General features: G+C 32.8%; 19 protein-coding genes and 1 tRNA gene. 14 read left to right on the forward strand and 6 right to left on the reverse strand.

The genetic code is table 11. The annotated features are described in order from the left end of the window. Positions 1 to 3 precede the first annotated feature (3 nt). Positions 4 to 435 (reverse strand): YybH family protein, encoded by a 432-nt coding sequence (locus tag ACNG5D_RS02225; RefSeq protein WP_418181869.1) that lies wholly within the window; start codon positions 433 to 435, stop codon positions 4 to 6. Between the two features lie 281 nt (positions 436 to 716). On the opposite strand from ACNG5D_RS02225, the gene ACNG5D_RS02230 reads away from it, so the two are divergent. After that, positions 717 to 995 (forward strand): hypothetical protein, encoded by a 279-nt coding sequence (locus ACNG5D_RS02230; protein WP_418181870.1) that lies wholly within the window; start codon positions 717 to 719, stop codon positions 993 to 995. Here ACNG5D_RS02230 and ACNG5D_RS02235 read toward each other — a convergent pair whose 3' ends face one another. From ACNG5D_RS02235 to ACNG5D_RS02255, 5 genes are all read right to left on the reverse strand, one after another. Beyond that, positions 996 to 2,096, reverse strand: a complete 1,101-nt coding sequence (locus tag ACNG5D_RS02235; RefSeq protein WP_418181871.1) for a DUF4407 domain-containing protein — start codon at positions 2,094 to 2,096, stop codon at positions 996 to 998. It lies immediately after the preceding gene. Between the two features lie 118 nt (positions 2,097 to 2,214). After that, complete coding sequence (locus ACNG5D_RS02240; protein WP_418181872.1) at positions 2,215 to 3,540, reverse strand: M56 family metallopeptidase; 1,326 nt, start codon at positions 3,538 to 3,540, stop codon at positions 2,215 to 2,217. 2 nt (positions 3,541 to 3,542) lie between these two features. Continuing rightward, on the reverse strand, positions 3,543 to 3,908 hold the full coding sequence (locus tag ACNG5D_RS02245; RefSeq protein WP_418181873.1) for a BlaI/MecI/CopY family transcriptional regulator: 366 nt from the start codon (positions 3,906 to 3,908) through the stop codon (positions 3,543 to 3,545). A gap of 75 nt (positions 3,909 to 3,983) precedes the next feature. Further along, positions 3,984 to 4,844, reverse strand: coding sequence for a DMT family transporter (locus ACNG5D_RS02250; RefSeq protein WP_418181874.1), 861 nt, complete (start codon positions 4,842 to 4,844; stop codon positions 3,984 to 3,986). A gap of 103 nt (positions 4,845 to 4,947) precedes the next feature. After that, a complete protein-coding gene (locus tag ACNG5D_RS02255; RefSeq protein WP_418181875.1) occupies positions 4,948 to 6,339 on the reverse strand; it encodes a dipeptidase in 1,392 nt (463 codons plus the stop codon). A gap of 176 nt (positions 6,340 to 6,515) precedes the next feature. Here ACNG5D_RS02255 and ACNG5D_RS02260 point away from each other — a divergent pair. From ACNG5D_RS02260 to ACNG5D_RS02320, 13 genes are all read left to right on the forward strand, one after another. Further along, positions 6,516 to 6,597, forward strand: a tRNA-Leu gene (locus tag ACNG5D_RS02260). A 138-nt stretch (positions 6,598 to 6,735) separates the two neighbouring features. Continuing rightward, positions 6,736 to 8,397, forward strand: a complete 1,662-nt coding sequence (locus ACNG5D_RS02265; protein ID WP_418181876.1) for a hypothetical protein — start codon at positions 6,736 to 6,738, stop codon at positions 8,395 to 8,397. Between the two features lie 80 nt (positions 8,398 to 8,477). Continuing rightward, positions 8,478 to 10,079: a hypothetical protein gene (locus ACNG5D_RS02270; protein ID WP_418181877.1), complete on the forward strand. Its 1,602-nt coding sequence runs from the start codon at positions 8,478 to 8,480 to the stop codon at positions 10,077 to 10,079. 4 nt (positions 10,080 to 10,083) lie between these two features. Further along, positions 10,084 to 11,187, forward strand: a complete 1,104-nt coding sequence (locus ACNG5D_RS02275; protein WP_418181878.1) for a DUF4238 domain-containing protein — start codon at positions 10,084 to 10,086, stop codon at positions 11,185 to 11,187. Positions 11,188 to 11,276: 89 nt separating this feature from the next. Beyond that, positions 11,277 to 11,690 (forward strand): HYC_CC_PP family protein, encoded by a 414-nt coding sequence (locus tag ACNG5D_RS02280; RefSeq protein WP_203255973.1) that lies wholly within the window; start codon positions 11,277 to 11,279, stop codon positions 11,688 to 11,690. A gap of 108 nt (positions 11,691 to 11,798) precedes the next feature. Continuing rightward, positions 11,799 to 15,527, forward strand: a complete 3,729-nt coding sequence (locus tag ACNG5D_RS02285) for an efflux RND transporter permease subunit (RefSeq protein WP_418181879.1) — start codon at positions 11,799 to 11,801, stop codon at positions 15,525 to 15,527. Further along, positions 15,524 to 16,744 carry a TolC family protein gene (locus tag ACNG5D_RS02290; RefSeq protein WP_418181880.1) on the forward strand — a complete coding sequence of 407 codons (1,221 nt, stop codon included), beginning with the start codon at positions 15,524 to 15,526 and terminating at the stop codon, positions 16,742 to 16,744. The genes ACNG5D_RS02285 and ACNG5D_RS02290 overlap by 4 nt, the downstream gene beginning before the upstream one ends. Further along, positions 16,744 to 19,242, forward strand: coding sequence for a heavy metal translocating P-type ATPase (locus ACNG5D_RS02295; RefSeq protein ID WP_418181881.1), 2,499 nt, complete (start codon positions 16,744 to 16,746; stop codon positions 19,240 to 19,242). The genes ACNG5D_RS02290 and ACNG5D_RS02295 overlap by 1 nt, the downstream gene beginning before the upstream one ends. 18 nt (positions 19,243 to 19,260) lie before the next feature. Further along, a complete protein-coding gene (locus tag ACNG5D_RS02300) occupies positions 19,261 to 19,743 on the forward strand; it encodes a DUF305 domain-containing protein (RefSeq protein WP_418181882.1) in 483 nt (160 codons plus the stop codon). Next, entirely contained in the window at positions 19,733 to 21,511 is a 1,779-nt protein-coding gene (locus ACNG5D_RS02305) for an efflux RND transporter periplasmic adaptor subunit (protein ID WP_418181883.1), read from the forward strand. The genes ACNG5D_RS02300 and ACNG5D_RS02305 overlap by 11 nt, the downstream gene beginning before the upstream one ends. Before the next feature lie 35 nt (positions 21,512 to 21,546). Next, positions 21,547 to 21,987, forward strand: coding sequence for a heavy-metal-associated domain-containing protein (locus tag ACNG5D_RS02310; RefSeq protein WP_418181884.1), 441 nt, complete (start codon positions 21,547 to 21,549; stop codon positions 21,985 to 21,987). A gap of 108 nt (positions 21,988 to 22,095) precedes the next feature. Further along, complete coding sequence (locus ACNG5D_RS02315) at positions 22,096 to 22,407, forward strand: DUF6660 family protein (protein ID WP_418181885.1); 312 nt, start codon at positions 22,096 to 22,098, stop codon at positions 22,405 to 22,407. A 98-nt stretch (positions 22,408 to 22,505) separates the two neighbouring features. Further along, positions 22,506 to 26,840, forward strand: a complete 4,335-nt coding sequence (locus ACNG5D_RS02320) for a CusA/CzcA family heavy metal efflux RND transporter (protein WP_418181886.1) — start codon at positions 22,506 to 22,508, stop codon at positions 26,838 to 26,840.

Raw genomic sequence — 26,840 nt, forward strand, 5'->3', positions numbered from 1 at the left:
GATTTATGATGAGGTATCGGCAATAATTTTCCATTCGCCATTAATTTTCTTTAAAATAATCATAAAAATACCATCTGCATTACCAACGTCTCTTTTAAGGTGGTATTCGCCTAAAACATAATAAGCGCCTTCGCTTATTTTTGTAACATCGTTAATTCTAAAGCTTAGTTTTCCGGTGTGTTTTTTTGTAGGGTAAGCTTTTTGGTAACGTTCTAAAGTATTGTCCCAGCCATAAGTTACGCCGTTGCTTCCATAAAATTTTAAGGAGTCGCTTTTCCAGTAACCTTCCATAAACTCCTCTAAGTTGTTATTAGACCAAGCAATTCTTTGTTTTTTTAAAACTTTATTTATTGCTTTTACATCGGCTTCTTCATTTGTTTGCGAATAACTATTAATGAAACTAATTAAACAACATAATACAACTAGCTTTTTCATGTTTTTGGAATGTTTTTTTAAAATATGTTTAACTATAAATACAAAAGGTATACCGTTTTTATTTAAAAAAAATAAAAAATGTAATGGTAAATGTAACAAAATCTTATAACTATAAAAGGTTGGTTGTCGATGAAATTAGCAAAAATTATTTTTTTGTCTAAGGAAAAATGTATTGGTCGATAAAATATTGAGATAACCTTTTAACTTTTTAATTTTAGATATAATTAAAAAAAGATAAAAGCTCCCTCAAGTTTATTTTAACCTTTAAAAATCAATAAATTATGGATTTTAAAATTTCTAACTGTAACAATTTCTTTAAAGTAAAAGGAATTCTAAACAAGCAAAGTGTAAGTGTATTTAATGAAGAGTTTAAAAACATTTTTGAAAAAGTAAGCACACTTACTATTAGTATTCAAGATATTGTAAGTATGGATAAATATGGTGTTGATGCCATCTCGAAACTTCATGAAGAGGCATTAGCCAAAAATAAAAGATTATCTATAGTTGGTTTTGGTTGTAAAGAGTTATACGACCACTTTAAATCTGAGATGGCAGCCTAATTATAAAATATTTTTTTGTTTGTTGTAAAAGGCATTGGCTTGTAATTGCATAAGTTCTCTTGCTTTTTTACGCTTGTAATTATATAATTCTTCCTCGTTTTCTATATCGCTATAAATACGATCGTTAATGGCATAATCTGTTTTTAGCATGGCCTCGCGTTGGTTGTTGTTTTGAAGCACATTTGTTTTTAATGCAGTTTCTTGATCTTCTAACTTTAAATCGTAAGCGCCTTTTGGAGATAGAAGCTTTGCAAAAATAGGCGAGGTTTCAATAGCTAAAAATAGCATAAAAATAAAAAATGAAGGTAGCCAAGGGAGTTTGCCTAAGGCGTTAACACGAGCCATTAGTCCATCAAAATTGTCAATTATTGGTTGTGTGTTTGTTACCTGTGTTTCGTAATCGGTTTTTAGTGTAGCTATTTTGTTTTCAAGAGCAGTAATTTTTGCTTTATTATCTGTTTTTAATTGTTGTAATTCTGCTAATAGAGCATCGTGTTTATCTCGTTTTTCTTTATAAACAGGACCTTTTCCTAAAAGCTTTGTTCCTGCTGTTCCTTCGGCTTCGGCAATATAGGTGTTGTATAAATTATTAACTTCGGCCTCTTTGGTTTCTATTTGGTTTTGTAAGTTTAAAATATTGTTTTCTAAACGTTTTATGTTGGGCGAAAATTGTTCTGCAAGCTGAGTTTTATTGGCTAAAGTCAATTCGTTTTTCTGTTCTAATAAAACTTGATTAATTTCTTTTTCAAAAATTTTAAGTTCAAGGGGTTTAGATATTACTATAGCAATAATTATAGCTAATAATATTCTTGGTGAAGCTTGAATAAGCTCGTCAATAATATGTCCTGTCTTTTTTATGGTAGAAACTATATATCTGTCTAGGTTAAATATGAGCAGGCCCCAGATAAGTCCGAAAAAAATAGCCGAATATAGGTTGTCAAAAACAGTATACAAAGCATAACTAGCTGCAATAAATGCCATAACTGCAGTAAAAAAAACGGTAGCCCCAATACCTGCGTATTTGTTTTGTTCGCCAATAGAACAATTATTTAAAATATCGGTGTCTGCACCAGAGCAGATTATAAAAAAGCGCTTTAACATTATTTGATTGATTTTGATTGATTGACTATTAGAACGTTTTTTATAAAGATTTGTTACATGTTTTAATAAAAAAAAACTGTAAAGTGTTAGTTTACAGGTTTTGAGTTGAAGGTTTAATTTATAGTTTAATAGGCGCTTTTTGAATTTTTATAACTTGCTTTCCGTTAGAGCTTGTAGCATGAATATTTAAATTTTTATTATGCTTTAACAACTCTATAGCCTTGTCTGAAGATATTTTGTTGTTTTCGAAATAGAATATAGCTCCTTTTTTTGCGGCGTGTATAGCAAAATCTAAAGGTGCTTTTGGCGCTGGTGGCGGAGGTGGCGGGATATTTGAAATCTCTCCCTTTTTTACTACTGGAGATGCAGGTGGCGGAGGACAATCTGGAAATGGTTGGTTGTTTGCTTTTTGTTTATCACTCATTAAACTATATAAATACTCTAAACGTTTAATGTCTTTTAATTTTATTATGCGTTTATCTTGTGGTTGTGTATTATACTTTTTCGCAAGTGCATTATACTCTTCAAGCTGTTTTTTTGTGGCTTTTTTTTGAGATGCAACTTCGATTAAGTTGTCGTTAATGTTAACATAGTTTTTGCTGCTAAAACTATAAATTAAAATAGCTAATAATGGTAGAAGAATTAAGCTTCTAAACCAAATAATTGTTTTTGATGTTTTTGTTTTCATAACTGTAAAACGTTTTTTGATTAATGAATAATTTATGGCATTTGCCAAAGGATTATCAACAGCATTTGATGAGAATGCTAATAATAATTGCTGATAATTTTTTGTGTTAAACCCTGAGTTTATAACTTTTGAGTCTGCTAAAAATTCATGATTTAATTTAATGTCTTTTTTTACAAAGTATAATAATGGGTTAAACCAGAATACTATTTGTAGTATTTCTATAAATAATATATCTATAGTGTGTTTTTGGTTGGCATGAGCTTGCTCATGAAGTATAACTTCTGTGGGTATTAAATGATTTTCGAATTTATTTTTGTTTAAAAAAATATAATTAAAAAAGGTGTGCGGAAATACTAAATCTTGTAATAAAACATTAATAAATTTTTGGTTTCTATGTAATGGGTTAGATTTAATTTTTTGAAGCGTTTTGTATAAGTTTTTAATAAATCTAACTAATAATATGGCTACGCCTAATAAGTAAATACACCAGATTACGGTTGGTAAGTAATTTAATAAATAACTAGTTTCGGGGGCTTCGGCAATGATTAGGTTAAGGTTTTTACTAACCATTTTGTTGGTAACCAGATTGTCTGTATAACTTGTTAACGTTATTAAAGGAATACTAATAGATATAAGGATACTGCCAATTAGGTAGAAACGTTTAAATGTATGTGCGCTAGTTTTTTCTAATAAAAGTTTGTAGAAAACCATAAAAATGGCTAAACAAGCACTAGATTTTAATAGGTATAAAAGCATAACTATTTGTTTTTAATTTCTGTATCAATTAAAGTTTTTAAATCTTCTAATTCTTCTTTTGTTAAATTAGTTTCTTTGGTAAAGAACGATGCAAATTGCGAGGCACTATCATTAAAAAAGTTTTTAATAAGTCCATTAACATGCTTAGAAAAATAGTCTTTCTTTTTAACTAGCGGGTAATATTCTCTAGATTTACCATAAAGATTATAGTTTATAAAGCCTTTATCTGTCATGCGTTTTAAAAGCGTTGCTATGGTTGTATTGGCAGGTTTAGGTTCTGGATAGGCCTCTAAGAGATCTTTCATGAAGGCTTTTTCAAGTTTCCAGAGGTAATTCATTAGTTCTTCTTCAGTTTTAGATAACTGCATTGTTCTACATGTTTAGATTATTCTCTACAAATGTAGAATAAATATTTGTATTCTACAAATGTAGAGATAAAAAAATTATTTTTTACTGGAACGAATACTTTCAATAATTACAGTAGTAATTATTAAAGATCCGCCAATAAAAGTGTTTAGTGTTGGAATTTCGTTTAAAAAAAAATAAGCTATAATAATACCAAAAATAGGTTGTGTACTACTTACTATGCTAGCTGTACTTATAGAAAAATATTTAAAACTACTTATTAATAGCGAGTGCCCAATAGCTGTTGTTACTAAGGCTAATAGAATAATGTATGGGTATTGTGTACTTATATTACTAGAGTCTTTTATAATAAGAAAAGGAAGTAAAATGATGCTTAAAAATAGGGTTTGATACATCATTAAAGACATGCCGTTGTATTTTGAGGCTGGTTTTTTTAGCATTAAATTTCGTATGGCATATAGAGCAGCCGATAGTAAACCAAATAGAATGCCTTTTATTTGTGTGCTTTTAAAATTAAAATCTGGTGCTAGTATATAAATGCCAAGTAATACCATGGCTGCTAAAATAATATGAATAGTGTTTAGCTTTGCTTTTGTAAAAAGAGGTTCTATTAATGCTGTTACTACAGGATATGTAAATAACGATAGCATGCCTAGGGCTACGTTTGATAGTTTTAGGGCGTAGAAGTAAGTTATCCAATGTCCGCCTAAAAAAATAGCACTTATAAATAGGGTTGAAAAATCTTTTTTAGATTGAATTTTAAGGTTAAACTTTTTGTGTTTACAAAAAATAAATAAAAAAAATGTACCTAATGCGCTACGCCACCAAATAATTACTTCGGTTGGCATACTAATAAACTTACCTAAAGCCCCAGAGGTGCTAATTAATAATGTGGCTAAGGTAAGTAGTAATAGTTGATTGCTATGTTGGTTTTTCATAGGTGTTGCTAACTTGCGTTAGCGATTGTAATGGTTAGCTTTTGGCGAGGCGCGCATCGAGCCAAAACTAGTAATGTAAAGCGCGACCCTTGTGGTAACGCCATTATTGTTTTGATAATTGAGTGAAATATTTATAAAATAATGGTATGGTTTCTATGCCTTTTAAATAATTCCAAACGCCAAAATGCTCGTTTGGTGAGTGTATAGCATCGCTATCTAAACCAAAGCCCATTAAAATGGTTTTGCTTTTTAATTCTTGTTCGAAAAGCGAAACTATTGGTATGCTACCGCCACTTCGTTGTGGGATTGGAGTTTTGCCAAATGTGTCTTGGTAGGCTTTGCTGGCGGCTTGATAGCCTATGCTGTTTATTGGAGTAACATAGCCTTGGCCGCCATGGTGTGGTGTTACTTTTACGGTTACGCCTTTTGGTGCTATGTTTTCGAAATGTGTTTTAAATAATTGTGTGATGTTTTTCCAATCTTGATTTGGTACCAATCGCATAGAAATTTTAGCATAGGCTTTACTGGCTATTACGGTTTTGGCTCCTTCGCCTGTATAGCCGCCCCATATACCGTTTACATCTAGTGTTGGCCTTATAGAATTTCTTTCGTTAGTGGTATAACCTGCTTCGCCATAAACGGCATTAATGTTTAGTGCTTTTTTATAGTTTTCTAAACTAAAAGGTGCTTTTGCCATTTCTGCACGTTCTTCTTTTGAGAGTTCTTCTACATTATCATAAAACCCAGGAATGGTTATGTGGTTGTTGTTATCGTGTAAAGAGGCTATCATTTTGGTTAGCACATTAATTGGATTTGCAACAGCGCCACCGTATAAACCTGAGTGTAAATCGCGATTTGGTCCTGTAACTTCAACCTCAACATAGCTTAGACCTCGCAAACCTGTTGTGATTGATGGTACATTATTATCTATCATTCCGGTGTCTGAAATTAAAATAACATCGTTTTTTAATTTTTCTTGATTGTTTTTTACAAAGGTTGCTAGGTTTGCGCTTCCAACTTCTTCCTCGCCTTCTATCATAAATTTTACATTGCAAGGTAGTTGGTTTGTAGCTGTCATAAATTCTAAGGCTTTTACATGCATATACATTTGCCCTTTATCATCGCAAGCACCACGTGCAAATATGGCGCCTTCAGGATGCTTTTCTGTGTTTTTAATTACGGGCTCAAAAGGTGGCGAATCCCATAAGTTTATAGGGTCTGGTGGTTGCACATCGTAATGGCCGTAAACTAATACTGTTGGCAAGTTATTGTCTATTATTTTTTCGCCATAAACTATAGGGTAGCCATTGGTTTTACAAACCTCAACAGTATTGCAACCAGCTTTTTCTAAGCTAATTTTAATAGCTTCGGCTGTTTTTAATACATCGCTTTTATAGGCTGAATCTGCGCTAATTGATGGTATTTTAAGAAGTTCTGTAAGTTCGTTTAAAAACCTGTTTTTGTGTTGTTCTATATAAGATTGTATGTTTTGCATAATGAAATTAAGAGTGTTGTTTTTCAAAAGTATTAAAAAAAGTATGTTTTTAGTGATTAAAGGTTTGCAATTTAAAAATCTTGTTTATATTTGCAGTCCTTTTGCGGGCGTGGTGGAATTGGTAGACACGCTAGACTTAGGATTTAACCTAATTATTAGTGTTAAAAAAATAAAATGCAGGCGTGGTGGAATTGGTAGACACGTTAGACTTAGGATCTAATGCCGCGAGGTGTGCGAGTTCGAGTCTCGCCGCCTGTACAAAAGTCGAAGAGAAATCTTCGGCTTTTTTTATTTAAAATAAGCTCGGAAAAATGTTTGGGTACAACATAGGTACAACATTTTGTTTCTTTTTGTCCATTTAATAGTATTTGATATAGTTTGATTTCTTTTGGTAGAATGGAAAAAAACTTTGTTACTCTTTTACAGAACGGTATCAATTCTTTTTTAACTTTAGTCAAAAATTATAACCCTTTTCATTTGCAATTTCTACAAGACTTATTAGACAATAAAGAGCCTTCCAATCGATGGCAAGATTATAGAACCTTTTGTGACAATATTAAAAATGTTGATATAGACCTTTATGTTAAGGCACTACCAGAATTGCTTAAAAACTTAAAAAGTAACTATCCTGTAAGAAATCTTCAAATAGCCATTACTCGCGAAGCAAAAGAGGATGCTTCTTTTGGTAAAGAAATTTATTTAAAAACACTTGAAACGAAAAATCCTGATTCGTATTTTATATTAATGGATATTCTATCCGGATTATATCATTCAGACCAAAAGTTTTCAATAGATGAAATTAAACGCCTAATCGAAGATGATAACATAAGCTTAAATGAAATAGGAATAAAATCTATCGTCAAAATTGATTTGATAGCGAAAACAACACCAAAAACATTTGTGAGCTGGATTGAGAAACAATTCAATAGTATTATTAATAATAAGACTCTTGAGGAGTTATGGCCATCCGTTTTCTTTACCATTAGAAATAAAAGAAATGAATTAAAAAATGCAGATAAAATTATAGATAAGCTATCAAGTATTAAGACTATTGAAATTCAATTAGAGCTCATTTACTTTTTGGATTACAATATAGATTTAGGCAACGAAATACACCTCTTTAAAAAATATCTTCCATTGTTGCTTCACATTGATATAGAACATGCAGGAGCGTATAATCAATTGGCTTATCGATTGGAAAATATGGCTAAAACCAATTTAGATTTGGTAGTTGGTTTTATTACAGATTGGGTAGGGATAAGTCCAAAAAATGCTAGAAAAATAGAATATTTCAGCCATTTGCTGAATACACTTTGCGATGATTTTTATTCAGATTTCCAAAAGCTATATACAAATTGGTTAAATAAAGACAATCCAAATTTTCATATTGCCATTTTTGAAATGAATAGTGCTAGATATATGAGAGATTTATCAGGATTGACGGTTTCAGAAGTTCTAATAAAGGACTTTTCAGATTACGATATTGAATATATCACGTACAAAATACTTGCCTATGTTTATGATAAAGACACCTCTCTGTCTTTGGTATATTCTATACTTGAACAAAAAGTAGATAATAAAGAGGTTGTAGTTTTCTTAGCTGATTTGTTTATTAACCACTTAATTTTTAATTATTATTCAACTATTGAATTTTTAAATTTAAAAAAGAAGACGGCCAATAGGAAATTAAAAAAAATAATAAAAGATATTGTTGAAGAAGGAGAAGATAAATACAAGGCGTATTCAGATTTAGAAAACCTAAAAGAATTTGCGCCTTCAGAGAGAAGAATGATATATTATAATAAAATTCAGAATAGAAAATTTAATAAATCCTATAAAGAGAGTGAGTCAGAAAGTTCATCATTTTTAAGTATGATTACGAATATCAATTACAGAACGGGAAAGTCTACATTTTCAAAATACCAAGGCAAATACACCGAAAAGATGACACCAGCACTTATTTCGCATAGTGGCGAAATGCCAAGAGGCGAATTTATAGATCCCATAGGTCAAGCAACAGAACGGTTACTATGGCAAAATTTTAAAAGAAGGCAATGAGATTTTTACTGAGTGAATATATTAATCTTTTAAAAGAAGATAATGAACTTGATGTGTTGCTGACTGATCTGCTAGTTGGAATGAAATTTACAACTATCTCAAAGCCAATGAAAGGTCGTCAATTTGGTGTAGATATTTCAGCTGTAGGTATTGATCCAGAAGATGGTATTAAGAAGGTGTTTTTGTTCGCTGTAAAACAAGGTAATCTAACAAGAACCACTTGGGATGGAGATGTCAACGCCATACGCTCAACTCTAAACCAAATTAAAGACACGTTTATTCCAACATCACTTACAAATCGTTTAAAAAAACTTCCTAAAAAAATAATAGTTTGTACTAATGGTGTTATAAATCAAAATGTTTTAGTTGATTGGACACAATATATCGACCAGAATACTACAGATGCTGTTGAATATGATTTTTGGGGTACAGGCGAAATAACTGCAATGCTTGACGACTATCTTGTTAGTGAAAAACTATTTCCACAAGAATATCAATCATTATTAAGAAAGTCTTTGGCATTTTTAGATTTACCAGATTATGATTTATCACATTTCTATACGCTGATTCAAAAAATTTTAGACAAGCAACCCAAACAAAAAAGACAAATATTAAAAAAGTTAAGACTGGTACGATTATGCCTTAACATTATATATAAATGGTCTCAAGACAATAATAATTTGAAACCTTCAATTTATGCAAGTGAACGATGTTTGTTACTAAGCTGGCACTTTATGCAAGAAGGTAATCATTTGGAGAAAAATTTTGTAAGACAGGAATTTTACAAAATCCATTCTTTAAAAAGAAATATAGGTGTCTATTATTTTAACAAAGTTGCTAAACATTACAAAACAGAGCACAGTATATATAAATACAGCAGAAATAGTCTAGAGTACAGTCTTAATGTTTGGGAAGAAATAGGAATTATAGCAACAATAGGGTTAACGGAAATACAAGAGTTTAGAATCCATTATAGAGAAGGTAATGAAGAGCATGCTCAAACATATTACCAAAGCGCTCTTTCAATTAGTAACGGATTATGTTTGTTTATAAAAAACAATCCACCTTCAAAATATCCAGAATACGATGTGCATAGTATTGAAATAGCTTTAGCACTTAACTTAATGAATTTTACAAGAAACTTTAACCCAGCCAAAAAATGGATTTCTGAAATGACTTTAGGTCTTAATAACAGATATAAAATAAATAAGTTTTTCCCATTGTTTAGAAAAAGTTATGATAAGCTGGTGGATATTCATAATGGAGATGAAGAATGTGAAATTCAGTCTTCAATGATAGTTCTTATATTGGCAGAATACACTTTAGTTTTAAAGGATGAAGACCTATATCAGTTTGTCCGCAAGATCCCTACTGAACTTTTTCCAGATTTGAACTTGCAAATATGGTTTCCACTTGAAGAAATGGAAAATAAAATATGTGTTCAGGATTATAGTCGTGGCGAAGGAACACTAAAACATTCTGTAACAATATACGAGAATGTAGAAGAGTACAAAAAAGAAATGGTATCAGAAATGGAACTCTTCGGACCAGAAAAGGACTTTAAAATTTTTAAGCATAGTTTCGATATTGTTGCTCACGTTGCAAGTAGGCACTACAAAAGCCAGCCTTTTCCTTTAACGTGGCGAGTTTTAATGAAACAAGAAGTCTCAACAAAAGAATAGAATAATGTCAAATCCAATAAAGCAACATTATATACCACGTTCATATTTAAAGAACTTTGCAGTTGAAGGAAGAAAAAGAAATCATTTTGTCGATGTTTATAAAATGGACAATGATATGCTTTTAGAGCAAATAAGCACAAAAGATATTTGTTTTGAAAAAAACATTTATACAATTCCTGCCGAATCAGATGAAGTAAAATACGCCTTAGAAAAACATTATGCTGAAAATGTTGATAGCGAGTTTCCAAAAATATATAAATTACTTGTTGATGAAAAGGTATTGACAGTTAGTCAAGAGCAAAAAATTCAAATACTATATGTATGTCTATCATTATATTTTCGTACACCAAGAATTTTAAATCTTCAAAAAGGTATGAATAAACAAATCTTTGATAGGGCAGCTCATACAGCAAATGAACATGGTTTGATAAAAATGAATTTATTTGGAGAGAAAATGGAATTTCATATTGATGAAATAGAGGAGGTTAAAAAACAGTACGATGAACGTTCAAGAACTGCCTTCTTAGTTAACCATCTTGAACAATGGGGAAACTTTGTTAAATACAAATACGATTGTACAATAAATGTAATTAAAATAGAAGATTCAAATGCGCCAATAATTACTTGCGATAATCCAGTTTCAATTAGGCATTTTGAAACTAATAAATTTCAAGGTTTATATGATCCCAAAGCAGTTATTACTTTACCCTTGGATCGTTCACATTATTTAGAGATTCATCCTAATAATTACGCAGATGGACAAACGAGAATTAATAGACTTACTCAAGACAGAGACTATGTATTTACAACAAATGGAGTTACACAACAGAATGCTGAAAACTTATTAGTAGCATACAAAGGAGATATTGATAAACATTTTGATATTCAAAACCATTATGAAAACCCAGAAAATGGAGAAGAGTTTTTGAAAAAAGCTAAATATAGGGCAGAGCAAGCCCTCGTTTTATTTGATGTTTTAAAGAAAAAAGGGTTTGTTTCAAAAGAGTTTATAGGTAAACTTAAAGAACTTTTAGAACATCCATATTGTAAAGACGATATCCAAATGTTGAAGTACAAAAAGGTGCTATCAAAAATGGGTAAGTGGTAAATTGATTATTTGTTTTTTGCAGTTTTATATCTAAACTTCTGTTAAACAAAATTTAGGAGTTGTTAAAATTTTATACCTTTGTACTCAATATGAAACAAGTATTCCATAAAGCAATGTCTTTGGCAATGGCTTTTGTAGTGTTACTCTCTACAATGTCATTTACGCTCAGTATGCATTATTGTGGAGATACTTTGGTAGAAACTGCTATGTTCCATAAAGCTGAAGGATGCGGAATGGAAATGGATAATCCTTCAACTGAAGGTTGTTCTATTACAAAAAAGAATTGTTGTAATGATGAACAATTGGTAGTTGATGGTCAAGACGAACTACAATTACAAGTTGACAAAATTTCTTTTGAACAACAAGTATTCATCGCTTCATTTGTTTATACTTATATTAACCTTTTTGAAGGTTTAGATAACAATGTATCTTCTTTTGAAGAATACAAACCGCCACTCGTCATAAGGCAACTCTACAAAATTGACGAGACGTATTTAATTTGATTTTTAAACAATAGACTGATTTATCCTATGACTTTATGTCATAAGGATAATTTGCTGTATTCGGTGTTTTTCTAACGCCAATGTCTAACTGTTTAATAATCAAAGCCAATGCTAAATAAAAGCATCAAATTTTTAATAGAAAATAAACTCGTAGCAGTTCTGTTACTCGTCCTTTTTGTAGGATGGGGAACTGTAAACGCACCTTTTAATTGGGATACAGGATTTTTGCCAAGCAACCCTGTAGCGGTTGACGCCATTCCAGATATTGGAGAAAACCAACAAATTGTATTCACAAAGTGGGATGGTCGTTCGCCACAAGATATAGAAGACCAAATCACTTATCCATTAACGACTTCTTTACTCGGTATTCCAGGAGTAAAAACCATTCGTAGTTCTTCTATGTTTGGGTTTTCAAGTATCTATATCATTTTTGAAGAAGATATAGAATTCTATTGGAGTCGCAGTCGTATTCTAGAAAAACTCAATTCATTACCAAGTGGATTATTACCAGAAGGTGTTAATCCTGCATTGGGACCAGATGCCACAGGTTTGGGACAAATATTTTGGTACACTCTTGAAGGTAGAGATGAAAATGGAAATGTTACTGGTGGTTGGGATTTACACGAACTGCGTAGCATTCAAGATTACTATGTGAAATATGCTTTATCTACTGCAAGCGGTGTTTCTGAAGTCGCTTCCATTGGTGGTTATGTACAGGAGTATCAGGTGGATGTCAATCCAGAGCTGATGCGTCAATATAACATTAGTTTAAACCAGATTGTAAAAGCGGTTAAAAGTAGTAATCAAGATATTGGTGCGCAGACTATAGAAATTAATCAAGCTGAATATTTAGTACGTGGTTTGGGTTATGTGAAATCTGTTGAAGATATTGAAAATGCTGTAGTTACTTCAGAGGATTTTACTTCAATTAAGATTAAAGACATTGGTAAAGTATCATTAGGTCCAGCAACACGAAGAGGTTTATTGGATAAAGAAGGTGCGGAAGTCGTTGGTGGTGTTGTAGTGGCACGATATGGTGCAAATCCAATGGAAGTCATTAATAATGTAAAGGCGCAAATTGAGGAGCTGAAAGGTGGATTACCTTCAAAGGTATTGGCAGATGGACGAACATCTCAATTAACAGTTGTTCCTTTCTATGATCGTACCGAGCTTATTGAAGAAACATTAGACACGCTTAATGAAGCGTTGACACTAGAAATATTAATTACCATTTTGGTTATTATTGTTATGGTTTTCAATTTAAGAGCTTCTATTTTAATTTCTGGATTGTTGCCTGTCGCCGTATTAATGGTATTTGTTACCATGAAACTGTTTAACGTAGATGCCAATATTGTAGCACTTTCTGGTATTGCTATTGCAATTGGAACTATGGTAGATGTAGGCGTCATTCTCGCAGAAAATATGATTCGCCATCTCGATGATGACAAATTACGATTACGAGAAGATGGTACAGAGTTAACTACGAATGAAGTAGTTTATAATGCGACTGCCGAAGTTTCTGGAGCGATTTTAACTGCGGTATTAACTACAATTATCAGCTTTGTTCCTGTATTTACAATGATTGGTGCAGAAGGAAAATTGTTTAGACCATTAGCATTTACCAAAACGATGGCGTTATCAGCATCTTTGGTTATTGCCTTATTTCTAATCCCACCATTAGCAGCTTATTTATTCAGAAAAACATCATTTAAAAAGTCATTTAAATACATCATAAATGGTGCTTTAATAATTGCTGGAATAGCAATTATGGTTACTGGATATTGGTTAGGGATTATTTTAATTGCTTTTGGTATTACTAGTTTACTTGGAGTCTTGGGTAAACTAAATAAGAAAAACAGCAATCTTGTAAATATTATTATTTCGTGTACTGCCATTATTTTTTTACTTGCCGAATATTGGAGACCACTAGGCTTTGACAGAAGTATTTTAGTCAATCTTATTTTTGTAGCTATTATTTGCTTCGGAATTTTAGGAATATTTTCAATTTTTAGAAGTTATTATGGACAGATTTTAAACTGGGCTTTAGCAAACAAACTTTTGTTTTTAATTATTCCAGCAACTGTGCTTGTTTCTGGAGGATGGATTATGAACAATACAGGAAAAGAATTTATGCCATCTTTAAACGAAGGCTCTTTTCTATTAATGCCAACCTCATTACCACACTCAGGTGTTGCCGAAAATAAACGTGTGCTTCAGCAATTAGATATGGCTGTAGCCACCATTCCAGAAATTGAAACCGTAGTAGGAAAGTCTGGTAGAACAGAATCTGCATTAGATCCTGCGCCTTTATCTATGTACGAAAACATGATTCAGTATAAGTCTGAATACATGCGTAACTCAAAAGGAAAAAGACAACGTTACAAAGTAAATGACGATGGTGCTTTTGAGTTGAAAGATGGAACATTTATCGCCAATCCTAATAATTCCGAAAATATTGTTTTTACAAAAGTTAGACATGCTCAACTTATCGAAGATAATGATGGCGAATTCTATCGTAATTGGCGACCAGAAATTAATAGTCCTGATGATATTTGGAATGAAATAGTTAGAGTTACCAAATTACCAGGCGTTACTTCTGCACCTAAATTACAACCGATAGAAACCAGATTGGTCATGCTTCAAACAGGAATGCGTGCACCAATGGGAATAAAAGTAAAAGGACAAGATTTAAAACAAATTGAAGCGTTTGGATTGCAGCTAGAAACCATTCTTAAACAAGCAGAAGGTGTAAAAGAGCAAGCTGTTTTTGCAGATAGAATTGTAGGGAAACCTTATTTACTTATTGATATTGATAGAGAAAAAATAGCACGTTATGGTGTATCTATAGAAGATGTACAAAGTGTGCTGAAAGTAGCCATTGGCGGTATGGCTATTACTCAAACCGTAGAAGGAAGAGAACGCTATGTTGTTAGAGTGCGATACCCTAGAGAGCTACGAGGTAATCCAGAAGATATAAAAGGCATCTATATTCCTGTTGAAAAAGGAAGTCCTATTCCATTAAGTGAATTAGCGACGATTCGGTATGAGCAAGGGCCACAAGTCATAAAAAGTGAAGATACTTTTTTAGTTGGCTATGTGTTGTTTGATAAATTAGATGGGTTTGCAGAAGTTGATGTTGTTGAAAATGCGCAAGCTTTATTTCAACAGAAAATAGATTCAGGAGAATTAACTGTTCCAAAGGGCATCAGCTATAAATTTACAGGTACTTATGAAAATCAGTTACGAGCAGAAAAAACGCTTTCTGTAGTTGTACCATTAGCACTTGCTATTATTTTCTTGATTCTGTATTTCCAGTTTAAATCTGTTACTACGTCACTAATGGTTTTTACAGGAATAACGGTTGCATTTGCAGGTGGTTTTATAATGATATGGTTGTACGGTCAAGATTGGTTTTTCAATTTTAGTTTGTTTGGGGAGAATATGCGAGACCTTTTCAATATGAAAACTATCAATTTAAGTGTAGCGGTTTGGGTAGGTTTTATAGCATTATTTGGTATTGCTACAGATGATGGTGTCGTTATGGCAACATACCTCACGCAAACTTTTGAGCGTGAAAAACCTTCTGATAAAAAGAGCATTAGAGCTTCCGCTTTACAAGCAGCCGAAAAACGTATTCGTCCGTGTTTGATGACTACTGTAACTACCATTTTAGCGCTGTTACCAGTATTGACATCCACAGGAAAAGGAAGTGATATTATGATACCTATGGCAATTCCAATATTTGGCGGAATGGTTATAGATATTACCTCTTATTTTATTGTACCGGTATTATATAGCTGGAGAGAAGAGTTTAAATTGAAAAGAGCAAACAAATGAAAAGAATAATTTATACACTCATAGGTTTATTAGCTTTTAGTGTTTCTAATGCACAAGAATTAGAAACGCTTATTAATGAAGCATTAAATAACAATCCTGAAATTCAAAAGTTTGAATTACAGTATAGTATTGCTTCCGAAAAAGTGAATGAAGTAAATACATTACCTAATACCGAATTTGGTGTGGGTTACTTCGTAAGCGAACCAGAAACCCGAACAGGAGCGCAACGCTTCAAAGTATCAGCAAAACAAATGTTGCCTTGGTTTGGGAACATAACCGCAAGAGAAAACTATGTGAGTGCTTTGGCAGATGCTAAATATGAAGACATTGTTATTGCCAAAAGAAAACTGATGGCTTCGGTATCGCAATCCTATTATAATCTTTACGCTAATAAAGCAAAACAAGAAGTTTTAAGTGAGAATATTAAACTACTTAAAACCTATGAAACATTGGCTTTAACATCGGTTGAAGTTGGCAAAGCTTCAGCTGTAGATGTATTACGATTGCAAATGCGTCAAAATGAAATACAGCAATTGTTAGATGTTTTGGTTCAACAATTTTTAGCAGAACAAACTACTTTTAATAAGCTTTTAAATCGTAATAAGGATGTACAAGTTTCTGTTATTAATGAGTTAATAATTCCTTCAGAAGATTTTGAAATCAATTCTGGGAATTTATCTCTACATCCTGAATTACTAAAATTCGATAAACTCTATCAGTCGGTAGAGCAATCTGAATTATTGAATCAAAAAGAAAGTAGTCCAATGATTGGTTTCGGTTTAGATTATATCAATGTTGATGAACGTCCTAACATGGATTTTAGTGACAATGGAAAAGATATAATTATGCCAATGGTATCAGTATCAATTCCCATATTTAATAATAAGTACAAATCCCAAACCAAACAAAATGAGTTGCAACAGCAAGAGATTTTGGCACAAAAACAAGAGCGCACAAATGCATTAGAAATACTATTGGATAAAGCAGTAAACGATAAGATTTCAGCAAGAATAAGTTATGCAACCCAAACGAAGAACTTAAAGCAAGCTAAAGATGCTGAAGAGATTCTTATTAAAAATTACGAAACAGGAACGATTGATTTTAATGACGTTTTGGACATACAAGAATTGCAATTGAAGTTTCAAATGAATCAAATTGAGTCTGTTAAAACTTACTATGTGCAAACCACAATTATTAATTATTTAACACAGCAATAATGAAACATACATATCACATACACGGAATGACTTGCAACGGTTGTCGCAGTCACGTAGAAGAAAAACTTTCAAAAGTGGAAGGTGTTTCAAAGGCTTCAGTTGATTTAGAAAGAGCAGAAGCAACAATCGAAATGGAATCTCATATTCCCATAGAAAGACTTCAAGAAGCTTTAGAGAAGGATAGCGGAAATTATAGTATTCATAAATTAGGAGAACACCACCATAACAAAGTAGAAAAGGAAAAACAGCCACCAAAAGCAGGAACAGGTACTTTTTATTGTCCTATGCATTGCGAAGGCGATAAAAACTATGATAAACCAGGCGATTGTCCTGTCTGCGGAATGGATTTAGTTGAAGAACAAAATTTGTCCACATCTTCATCAGAACAATGGACGTGTCCCATGCATCCAGAAATAATTAAAGATGAAGCAGGTTCTTGTCCTAAATGCGGTATGGATTTAGTACCAATGGAAGCAGATAGTTCAGCAGAAGAGAAAACCTATAATAAGCTATTAAAAAAGTTTAAGATTGCAATAATATTCACATTGCCAATTTTCTTAATAGCAATGAGTGAAATGGTTTCTAATAATCCATTGTATGACATCATGGAACAAAAATATTGGAATTGGATTCAGTTCGCTCTATCCATTCCAGTTGTGTTTTATGCGACGTGGATGTTTTTTGAGCGTGCCTATAAAAGCATAAAAACATGGAATCTTAATATGTTTACACTTATTGGAATAGGTGCAGGTGTAGCTTGGTTATTTAGTGTTTTTGGTATGTTTTTTCCAGATATTTTTCCAAGTCAGTTTAAAACAGAATCTGGAGCAGTACATGTCTATTTTGAAGCAGCAACCGTCATTCTAACATTGGTGCTTTTAGGTCAACTTTTAGAAGCTCGTGCGCATAGTAAAACCAATTCAGCAGTAAAAGAATTATTAAAGTTAGCACCAAATAAAGCTATAAAAATAGTAGATGGCGAAGATGTTGAAGTAACCATCGATGCTATTGAATTAAATGATATTCTAAAAGTAAAACCAGGCGATAAGATTCCTGTGGATGGCTCGATAACAGAAGGAGATACAACCATTGACGAATCTATGATTACAGGAGAGCCAATTCCTGTTAATAAAACAGTAAATGATAAAGTAAGTAGCGGAACAATAAACGGCAACCAATCTTTTTTAATGCAAGCTGAAAAAGTGGGGAGCGATACACTACTCTCTCAAATCATCCACATGGTTAATAATGCCAGTAGAAGTCGTGCGCCAATTCAAAATTTAGCCGATAAAGTATCAGGTTATTTTGTGCCTGTTGTGGTCATTATCTCATTACTAACTTTTGCGGTTTGGGCAATTTGGGGACCAGAACCAGTTTATGTTTATGCCTTTGTGAATGCTATTGCTGTTTTGATAATAGCTTGTCCTTGTGCATTGGGATTGGCAACACCTATGTCTGTAATGGTTGGTGTTGGTAAAGGTGCTCAAAATGGTGTATTGATTAAAAATGCCGAAGCACTTGAAAAAATGGATAAGGTTACGTCGCTAATTGTAGATAAGACAGGAACAATTACAGAAGGAAAACCAACCGTTGAAACAGTAGGTTCTTTTGATGCTGATTTTAGCGAAAATGACATTCTGAAATATATTGTTTCGTTGAACAATAACAGCGAACATCCATTAGCAGAAGCTACGGTTAAATATGGAAAAGTACAAAATTCTGAAATTTTAAAATCAGATGCATTTAGCGCAGTTACAGGTAAAGGTGTAGAAGCTACTATTGATAATAAAAAAATAGCATTGGGAAATCCTAAGATGATGGATTATGCTAATGCAGAGATAACCTCGCAAATGCAGGAAGAAGCTAAAACTTATCAAAAACAAGGTAAAACGGTTTCATACTTATCCATAGATGAAACGGTTACTGGTTATGTAGTTATAGGAGATAAAATTAAGGGGACTAGCGCCAAAGCCATTAAGGAACTTCAAGACAAAGGTATTGAAGTCATCATGTTAACAGGCGATAATCACGACACAGCGCAAGCAGTAGCGTCAGAATTAAATCTTACAGATTTTAAAGCAAGTATGTTGCCTGAGGATAAACTCAAAGAAGTAGAGAAACTACAAGAAAAAGGAAAAGTTGTTGCTATGGCGGGCGATGGTATTAATGATGCACCAGCACTTGCTAAAAGTGATGTAGGTATCGCAATGGGAACAGGAACAGATGTTGCTATAGAAAGTGCTATGATAACCTTGGTAAAAGGAGATTTACACGGTATTGTCAAAGCAAGGAATTTGAGTGATGCCGTAATGAAGAATATTAAACAAAATCTGTTTTTCGCTCTCATCTATAACACATTAGGAGTGCCTATTGCAGCAGGTGTTTTGTTTCCGTTTTTCGGAATTTTACTCTCGCCTATGATTGCAGCGTTAGCCATGAGTTTTAGCTCTGTTTCGGTTATCGCCAATGCATTAAGATTAAGAACAATTAAAGTTTAAATATAAAATCAAATAATTATGGAAAATTCAAATCAACACTCAAATAAAGGAAACTATAAAACATTTTTTTTAATGTTAGGGTTATCATTTATAGCTATGTATATAACAATGTACTTAAATACCTATGCCATAGACCACATATATTTCAGCTTGACTCGTTTTTATATGGTTTGCTTAGGGATTTCAACAATGGCAGTAATTATGCTATTATTCATGCTGAAAATGTATAAAAACAAAAAGAAAAATATGGCAATACTTATAGGAAGTCTAGTGCTTTTTATTAGTGCGTTAGGATTAGTTAGATCACAAGCACCAATTATAGGAGACGTACTTTGGTTAAAAGGGATGATTCCACACCATTCAATTGCTATACTTACAAGTGAGCGTGCAGATATTCAAGACCCAGAAGTTAGAAAACTGGCAGATGATATTATTGAAGCGCAACGAAAAGAAATAGAAGACATGAAAGCAATGATAAAAAGATTAGAGAATGAAAAATAATAAAATAGTCATTTACATAGGGATATTAGCAGTTGGACTTCTATTAGGATGGTTCCTTTTTGGTGGTTCATCAAATACAGAAACAGAACACAATCATGATGCAGTAACAGAAACCAATCAAATGTGGACGTGTTCTATGCATCCACAGATTATGCAACCAGAAGCTGGCGATTGCCCAATTTGCGGTATGGATTTAATTCCTGCAGCAAGTAGTGCTGACGGCTTATTAGCAGACCAATTTAAGCTAACTGAAAATGCAATGGCTTTGGCAAACATTCAAACGTCTATTGTTGGAAATGGTAAAACAGAGGATAATACTATCAAATTATCTGGAAAGATTGTAGAAAATGAAGAAGCCAATGCAGTTCAAGTCAGTTATTTTTCTGGAAGAATAGAACGTCTAAATGTAAGTTTTACAGGCGAAGAAATAAGAAAAGGACAGTTATTAGCAACTATTTATTCGCCAGAATTATATGCAGCGCAACAAGAACTCATCACAGCAGCTTCATTAAAGGAATCACAACCTGCATTATACAAAGCTGTACGTAACAAATTAAAATTGTGGAAGCTCTCTGAAAATCAAATTAATCAAATTGAAACTTCTGGTAAGGTTAAAGAAAATTTTCCGGTATATGCAACGGTTTCAGGTACGGTTTCTGAGAAATTAGTCGAACAAGGCGATTATATCAAACAAGGTCAACCTTTACTTAAAATAGCTAATCTAAATACGGTTTGGGCAAATTTTGATGTGTATGAAAATCAAATCGATTTATTTAAAAAAGGACAAGAGATTTCAGTCACTACCAATACTTATGCTAATAAAGAATTTAAAGCTAAAGTAGATTTTATTGACCCTGTTTTAGATACCAGAACAAGAACTGTGAAATTAAGAGCGGTACTTAATAATAAACAGAACGTTTTTAAGCCAGGAATGTTTGTTGAAGGGAAAGTTAAAGGAATGACTTCAAGTAAAGAACAAGCATTAACCATTCCATCCACAGCAGTTTTATGGACTGGAGAACGTTCAGTTGTTTATATAAAAACTGACCCTGCTCAACCTGTTTTTGAAATGCGAAAAATTACATTAGGGAATCAAATAGGCGACAATTATGAAGTGTTAGAGGGGTTGAAAATTGACGATGAGATTGTAACAAATGGAACATTTACCGTTGATGCAGCAGCGCAATTACAAGGTAAAAAATCAATGATGAATAAAGAAGGTGGTAAAGTTATGACTGGTCATGAAGGACATCTTGGAATGGAAAAGAATCCTTCAGCAAATAACGAGAATCATTCTAATATGAATGAGAGGATAAAAGTTTCTAAGGATTTTCAGAATCAATTGAAAATAGTCTTTAATGATTATATCAAATTAAAAGACGTTTTGGTTAAAGATGATACTAATAATGTAATAACAGAATCAAAAAGACTATTGGATAATTTATCTAAAGTTGATATGAAGCTATTAAAGGATAAAGAGGCTCACGGTCATTGGATGTCGTTAGAAAAAGAAATAAAAGCATCAGCAACATCAATTTCAAATACATCAAAAATTACATCACAACGAAATCATTTTAAGCACCTCTCATCACATTTAATTAGTACAATTCAGACCTTTGGTATCAATGAAAAAGTCTTTGTTGAGTTTTGTCCGATGGTAGACGAGAACAATGGCGCTTACTGGTTGAGTAGGAAAGAAAAAGTAATCAATCCATATTTTGGAGGTGCAATGCTAACCTGTGGAGAAGTAAAACAAGTCATAGAATAATAAAAATCAAATAATAATAATTAAATTTTAAAACAATGAAAAGAGTAATTTTAAGTCTAGCCGTAGTAATAGCTATAGGTTTAACAAGTTGTAAAAACGAAACCAAGCAAGAGACAACAGAAACAAAAACGGAAGTATCTAAAGACATGGCTATGGCAGATATATCTTTTGGTGTTAGAGGTAATTGTGGAATGTGTAAAAAAACCATCGAAAAAGCTGCAAACAAAGTTGATGGTGTTGCAAGTGCAAATTGGGATGTCGATAAAAAGAAAATAGATGTTTCTTTTGATGATACCAAAACAGATGCAATGGCAATTCATAAAGCAATAGCAGCATCAGGTTATGATACCGAAAAAGTAGCAGGTAGTGAAGAGGCTTACAGTAGTTTGCCAGGATGTTGTAAATATGAACATGATATGGTAATGAATCAATCAGGAGATAAAAAGGAAGAGGATCATTCAGATCATGACCATTAATAATAAATATAGAAGAGTCTTCTTAATTAAAGGCTCTTCTATTATAAAAGTTGCTTACTTTGGTTATTTGCAACACCATTGCATTAATAAATTCTTATCTTTGATTCGATGAAATTTTTAGCCTTCATATTATCAATTTATATTTTCGCGCTTAATTTAGCACCTTGCGAAGATAATGCTACGCTTGATAATGAGGTTCAAACAGAAATTTCACAAGGAATGGACAATGACCATCAACATCAAGATTCAGATTTATGTTCGCCTTTTTGTATTTGTCAATGCTGCCATGTAAGTGCTGTGCATTTTGATATTCCAGATTTAAAATTAAATATATCTTTTATTTCTACAAAAGATGTTTTATACCTAAGCGGTTCAGAAAAAGACTTCACAAATTCCGTTTTACAACCACCACAAGTATAATGAATACCTGCAAACGCAGGTATATTATAAATCTATGCTACCATCGATACCGGTTGGTAATTATTCTTTATTTATAAATTCATTATAACTATAATTCTATGATTAATAAAATCATTGATTTTTCAATCAATAACAAATTCATTATTGGCTTGCTAACGCTTACCATTGTTGGAGCAGGTATTTGGAGTATGACCCAAGTACCAATCGATGCTGTTCCAGATATTACCAACAACCAAGTACAAGTCATTACACAAGCACCAAATTTAGGAACAGAGGATATTGAACAAATCATTACCTATCCAGTAGAAGTAGCTATGAGCAATCTACCTAATGTTCAAGAAATTCGTTCAATTTCTCGTTTTGGCTTATCAGTTGTTACCATTGTTTTTGACGATGATATGGGAACGTATCTGCCACGTCAATTAGTTGCTGAAAAACTCAACGATATAAAAGAACAAATTCCCGAGGGATTCGGAGAACCTTCTATGGGTCCTATTTCATCTGGTCTAGGAGAAATATATCAATACACACTTAAAGTGAAACCAGAATATAAAGACAAATATTCGGTTACTGATTTGCGTACCATGCAAGATTGGATAGTACAACGTCAAATGGCAATGGTAGAAGGTGTTGTTGAAGTTAATGCTATTGGAGGAAAAATTAAGCAATATGAAGTCGCAGTCGACCCAAACGAGTTGAGAGCAATCGGATTAACAATTACCGATGTCTTTGAAGCTCTGGAAAACAACAATCAAAATACAGGTGGAGCATACATCGAAAAAAATCATCAAGCTAATTTTATTCGTGGCGAAGGCTTAGTGCGTAGTTTGGATGATATTAAAAAAATCACAGTAAAAAACACCAATAATATTCCTATAACTATTGGCGACATTGCCAAAGTACAATTTGGGTCTGCTATTCGTTATGGCGCATTAACACAAGATGGAGAAGGAGAAGTTGTAGGTGGTTTGGTAATGATGCTTAAAGGCGCAAACTCAAACGATGTTATCGAGAATGTAAAAGAACGCATGGCTCTAATAGAAAAGTCATTACCAGAAGGTGTGATTATTGAACCTTTATTAGACCGAAGTAAGTTAATAGCAGAAACTACATCAACTGTAGCAACAAACCTTATTGAAGGTGCATTAATAGTAATATTTGTACTCATCTTTTTATTAGGAAATTGGAGAGGTGGTTTAATAGTGGCATCCACTATTCCGTTATCGTTGTTGTTTGCATTTATCCTTATGAATGTGTTTGATGTTTGGGCTAATTTAATGAGCTTAGGAGCAATAGATTTCGGTATTATTGTCGATGGTGCAGTAATTATAGTAGAAAGTACCGTTTTTCTTATTGCATCACAAGTGCTAAAAAAGAAGAAACTTACTGCAAAAGAAAGAGATAAAGTGGCTTCTAATGCTTCAAAAAAAATGATGAATGCAGCCTTTTTTGGTCAGCTAATTATTCTAATTGTCTTTCTGCCTATTTTGGCATTAGAAGGGATTGAAGGAAAAATGTTCAAACCGATGGCATTGACTTTCATTTTTGCAATGATTGGTGCAATGGTACTTTGTTTGACGTATGTGCCAATGATGTCTGCCTTGGTTTTAAGAGCACCAAAGTCAGACAAAAAATCTTATGGCGATAAATTTGTGCATTGGGTAGAAGAAAAATACCAACCTTTATTAGTTAAAGCGATACAAAAAGGAAAATGGATTATAGGCATTGCAGTCGTGCTATTCGGACTAACAGTTTTTATGTTTAGTCGAATGGGAGGCGAATTCATCCCACAACTCGATGAAGGAGATATTGCATTTCACGCCATTTTAAAACCTGGAAGCTCGCTTACAGAAACGATTGAAACGACCACAAAAATTGAACAAATTGTAAAAGCAAAGTTTCCAGAAGTCGAAAAAATTGTAAGTCGAATTGGTGTTGCAGAAATCCCAACAGACCCAATGCCAATGGATTTAGCCGATGTTTTTGTGATTTTAAAACCAAAAAGCGAATGGACAACAGCCACTACAAAAGATGAATTAATAGAGAAGATGAAAGAAGCGGTAGAAATGGTTCCTGGTGTTAACTATGAATTTACACAACCTATCGAAATGCGTTTTAATGAATTGCTGGAAGGTGTTAGAGAAGACATTGCCATAAAACTTTATGGAGAAGATATAAATGTCCTGTCTCAAAAAGCAGAAGAAATATCCAAAATCATTGCAGGAACTGAAGGTATTGGAGATATGAAAGCCGAAGCCACAACAGGGTTGCCACAAATGACTATTACTTACAATAGAAATAAATTAGCCCAATACGGACTGCAAATAAACACCTTAAATCAAATTGTGCAATCGGCTTTTGCAGGTGGTACAGCAGGAATTATTTTTGAAGGCGAAAAACGATTCGATTTAGTAGTAAGATTAAATTCCCAAAATCGAAAGGATATTTCAGATGTTCAAAATTTGTACATCAACTTACCGTCTGGTACTCAAATTCCACTTCGGGAAGTTGCAGATATAAGCTACAAAGCCGGTCCAATGCAAATAAGTAGGGATAATACAAACAGAAGAACCTATGTTGGTATTAATGTAAGGGGACGTGATGTAAAATCATTGGTAACAGAAATAAAATCCAAGTTAGATGCTAAACTAGAGTTGCCATCAGGTTATTTTATTCGTTATGGTGGTGCTTTTGAAAATTTAGAACGTGCTAGTAATAGACTGCAAACAGTTGTACCAATTGCGTTATTGCTCATTTTTGTACTTATTTATTTTGCTTTAAAATCATTGCCACAAACCTTAATGATTTATATCGCAATTCCTATGGCAACCATTGGTGGTGTCGTAGCGTTGTGGTTACGAGATATGCCATTTAGTATTTCGGCAGGAGTCGGTTTTATCGTTTTATTTGGTGTTGCGGTTTTAAATGGATTAGTAATGATTAGTGGTTTGAATGAGTTGAAAGATGAAGGTGTTACCAATCTTAAAGATAGAATTATAGAGGGAACAAAACGAAGAATTAGACCAATTATGCTAACCGCTTTTACAGATGTTTTAGGCTTTTTACCTATGGCAATTTCGGCATCAGCTGGTGCAGAAGTACAACGGCCTTTAGCAACGGTTGTAATTGGTGGTTTATTAACATCTACACTATTAACATTGTTCGTTTTACCTATATTATATCATTGGGTAGAAAACAAATCATTCAAGTTTAGAGCAGACAAAAAAGTGATTACAGTTACTGCTATGGTAGCTTTTATGTTTTTGTTACCAATAACAGGAAACGCCCAAGAAGTTAACGATACGTTGCCAATCATTTCGATGAATGAAGCGGTTAAATTATCAAAAGAAAATTTTCCACTTTTAAAACAAAAGCAATTAGAAATCAGCAAACAAGAGCAGTTAAAAAGTACAGCTTATGATTTTGGAACGACTCAAATTTTTACTGGAGGCGAGGAAATTAATAACGGAAATGGTATTTATACAACTATAGGAATTGGTCAAAGCAACATTGATGTGTTTGGTATTTCTGCAAAAAAACGATTGCAAGAACAACGCATTCAACTAGCTCAAAAAGCGTTTCAACTTTCAGAATTAGATTTAGAATTGGAAGTGAAAAAAGCCTGGGCAAATGCCTTGCAGAGTAAAAGGAATTATAATTTATACAGAGAGTTAGATTCAATTTATACCAATTTTGAAAAAGCAGTAGCATTAAATTATGAAGTAGAAGCGATTTCAAGGTTAGAATATTCAGCAGCTAAAAATCAAGCTTTACAGATTCAAAATAAATTTATGCAATCAAAAAGTGAATATAGTATTGCATTACAACAGTTAAACCTATGGTTGGTTTCTGATACATTCTATACCGTTCCCAATGATTTTGAAATCACTAGTGAAATTGATGTTGATACTTTTAACTTAGAAGAACATCCCTTATATGGTATAGCACAATTACAGGTAACAGAAGCAGAAGCCACATATAAAGCTGCCAAAGCAGATAATTTACCCAAGTTAAATTTTCAAGGTGGTTTACAAAACTTAAATGGTAATTCAGGGTTTTATACCTATCAAGCAGGTGTTTCCATTCCTTTTTTGTCTGGTACAAATAAAGCAAAGGTTAAAACCGCAAAAATCGATAAGGAAATTGCTGATACGAACATTCAGTTCAAAAAACAAGAAGTACAATCCAAGTTTGTACAATCAAAAGAGAATTATCAAAAATGGAAAACGTCTTGGTTTTTCTATAAAAATGAGGTGTTACCACTTGTGAAAGAACAAAAATTGGGGGCTTTATTTGCCTATAAAGAAGGAGAGATAGATTATACAGGGTTTACACAACTCATAAAAGAAGCTATTCAATCTGAATTACAAGCTCAAGAAGCATTAATAAATTATTTAGAAAGCACATTTCAACTACAATATTTTAATAAATAA

The sequence above is a fragment of the Algibacter ulvanivorans genome, from assembly GCF_048381495.1.
GTDB classification, from domain to species: domain Bacteria; phylum Bacteroidota; class Bacteroidia; order Flavobacteriales; family Flavobacteriaceae; genus Algibacter_B; species Algibacter_B ulvanivorans.

Bases quoted from the DNA above. Each gene is read 5' to 3' on its own strand.
- ACNG5D_RS02240 (WP_418181872.1), bottom strand. From the start codon at position 3,540: ATGCTTTTATACCTATTAAAATCTAGTGCTTGTTTAGCCATTTTTATG.
- ACNG5D_RS02230 (WP_418181870.1), top strand. From the start codon at position 717: ATGGATTTTAAAATTTCTAACTGTAACAATTTCTTTAAAGTAAAAGGA.
- ACNG5D_RS02250 (WP_418181874.1), bottom strand. From the start codon at position 4,844: ATGAAAAACCAACATAGCAATCAACTATTACTACTTACCTTAGCCACA.
- ACNG5D_RS02270 (WP_418181877.1), top strand. From the start codon at position 8,478: ATGAAATTTACAACTATCTCAAAGCCAATGAAAGGTCGTCAATTTGGT.
- ACNG5D_RS02310 (WP_418181884.1), top strand. From the start codon at position 21,547: ATGAAAAGAGTAATTTTAAGTCTAGCCGTAGTAATAGCTATAGGTTTA.
- ACNG5D_RS02235 (WP_418181871.1), bottom strand. From the start codon at position 2,096: ATGTTAAAGCGCTTTTTTATAATCTGCTCTGGTGCAGACACCGATATT.
- ACNG5D_RS02285 (WP_418181879.1), top strand. From the start codon at position 11,799: ATGCTAAATAAAAGCATCAAATTTTTAATAGAAAATAAACTCGTAGCA.
- ACNG5D_RS02305 (WP_418181883.1), top strand. From the start codon at position 19,733: ATGAAAAATAATAAAATAGTCATTTACATAGGGATATTAGCAGTTGGA.
- ACNG5D_RS02300 (WP_418181882.1), top strand. From the start codon at position 19,261: ATGGAAAATTCAAATCAACACTCAAATAAAGGAAACTATAAAACATTT.
- ACNG5D_RS02290 (WP_418181880.1), top strand. From the start codon at position 15,524: ATGAAAAGAATAATTTATACACTCATAGGTTTATTAGCTTTTAGTGTT.
- ACNG5D_RS02280 (WP_203255973.1), top strand. From the start codon at position 11,277: ATGAAACAAGTATTCCATAAAGCAATGTCTTTGGCAATGGCTTTTGTA.
- ACNG5D_RS02225 (WP_418181869.1), bottom strand. From the start codon at position 435: ATGAAAAAGCTAGTTGTATTATGTTGTTTAATTAGTTTCATTAATAGT.
- ACNG5D_RS02295 (WP_418181881.1), top strand. From the start codon at position 16,744: ATGAAACATACATATCACATACACGGAATGACTTGCAACGGTTGTCGC.
- ACNG5D_RS02275 (WP_418181878.1), top strand. From the start codon at position 10,084: ATGTCAAATCCAATAAAGCAACATTATATACCACGTTCATATTTAAAG.
- ACNG5D_RS02265 (WP_418181876.1), top strand. From the start codon at position 6,736: ATGGAAAAAAACTTTGTTACTCTTTTACAGAACGGTATCAATTCTTTT.
- ACNG5D_RS02315 (WP_418181885.1), top strand. From the start codon at position 22,096: ATGAAATTTTTAGCCTTCATATTATCAATTTATATTTTCGCGCTTAAT.
- ACNG5D_RS02245 (WP_418181873.1), bottom strand. From the start codon at position 3,908: ATGCAGTTATCTAAAACTGAAGAAGAACTAATGAATTACCTCTGGAAA.
- ACNG5D_RS02320 (WP_418181886.1), top strand. From the start codon at position 22,506: ATGATTAATAAAATCATTGATTTTTCAATCAATAACAAATTCATTATT.
- ACNG5D_RS02255 (WP_418181875.1), bottom strand. From the start codon at position 6,339: ATGCAAAACATACAATCTTATATAGAACAACACAAAAACAGGTTTTTA.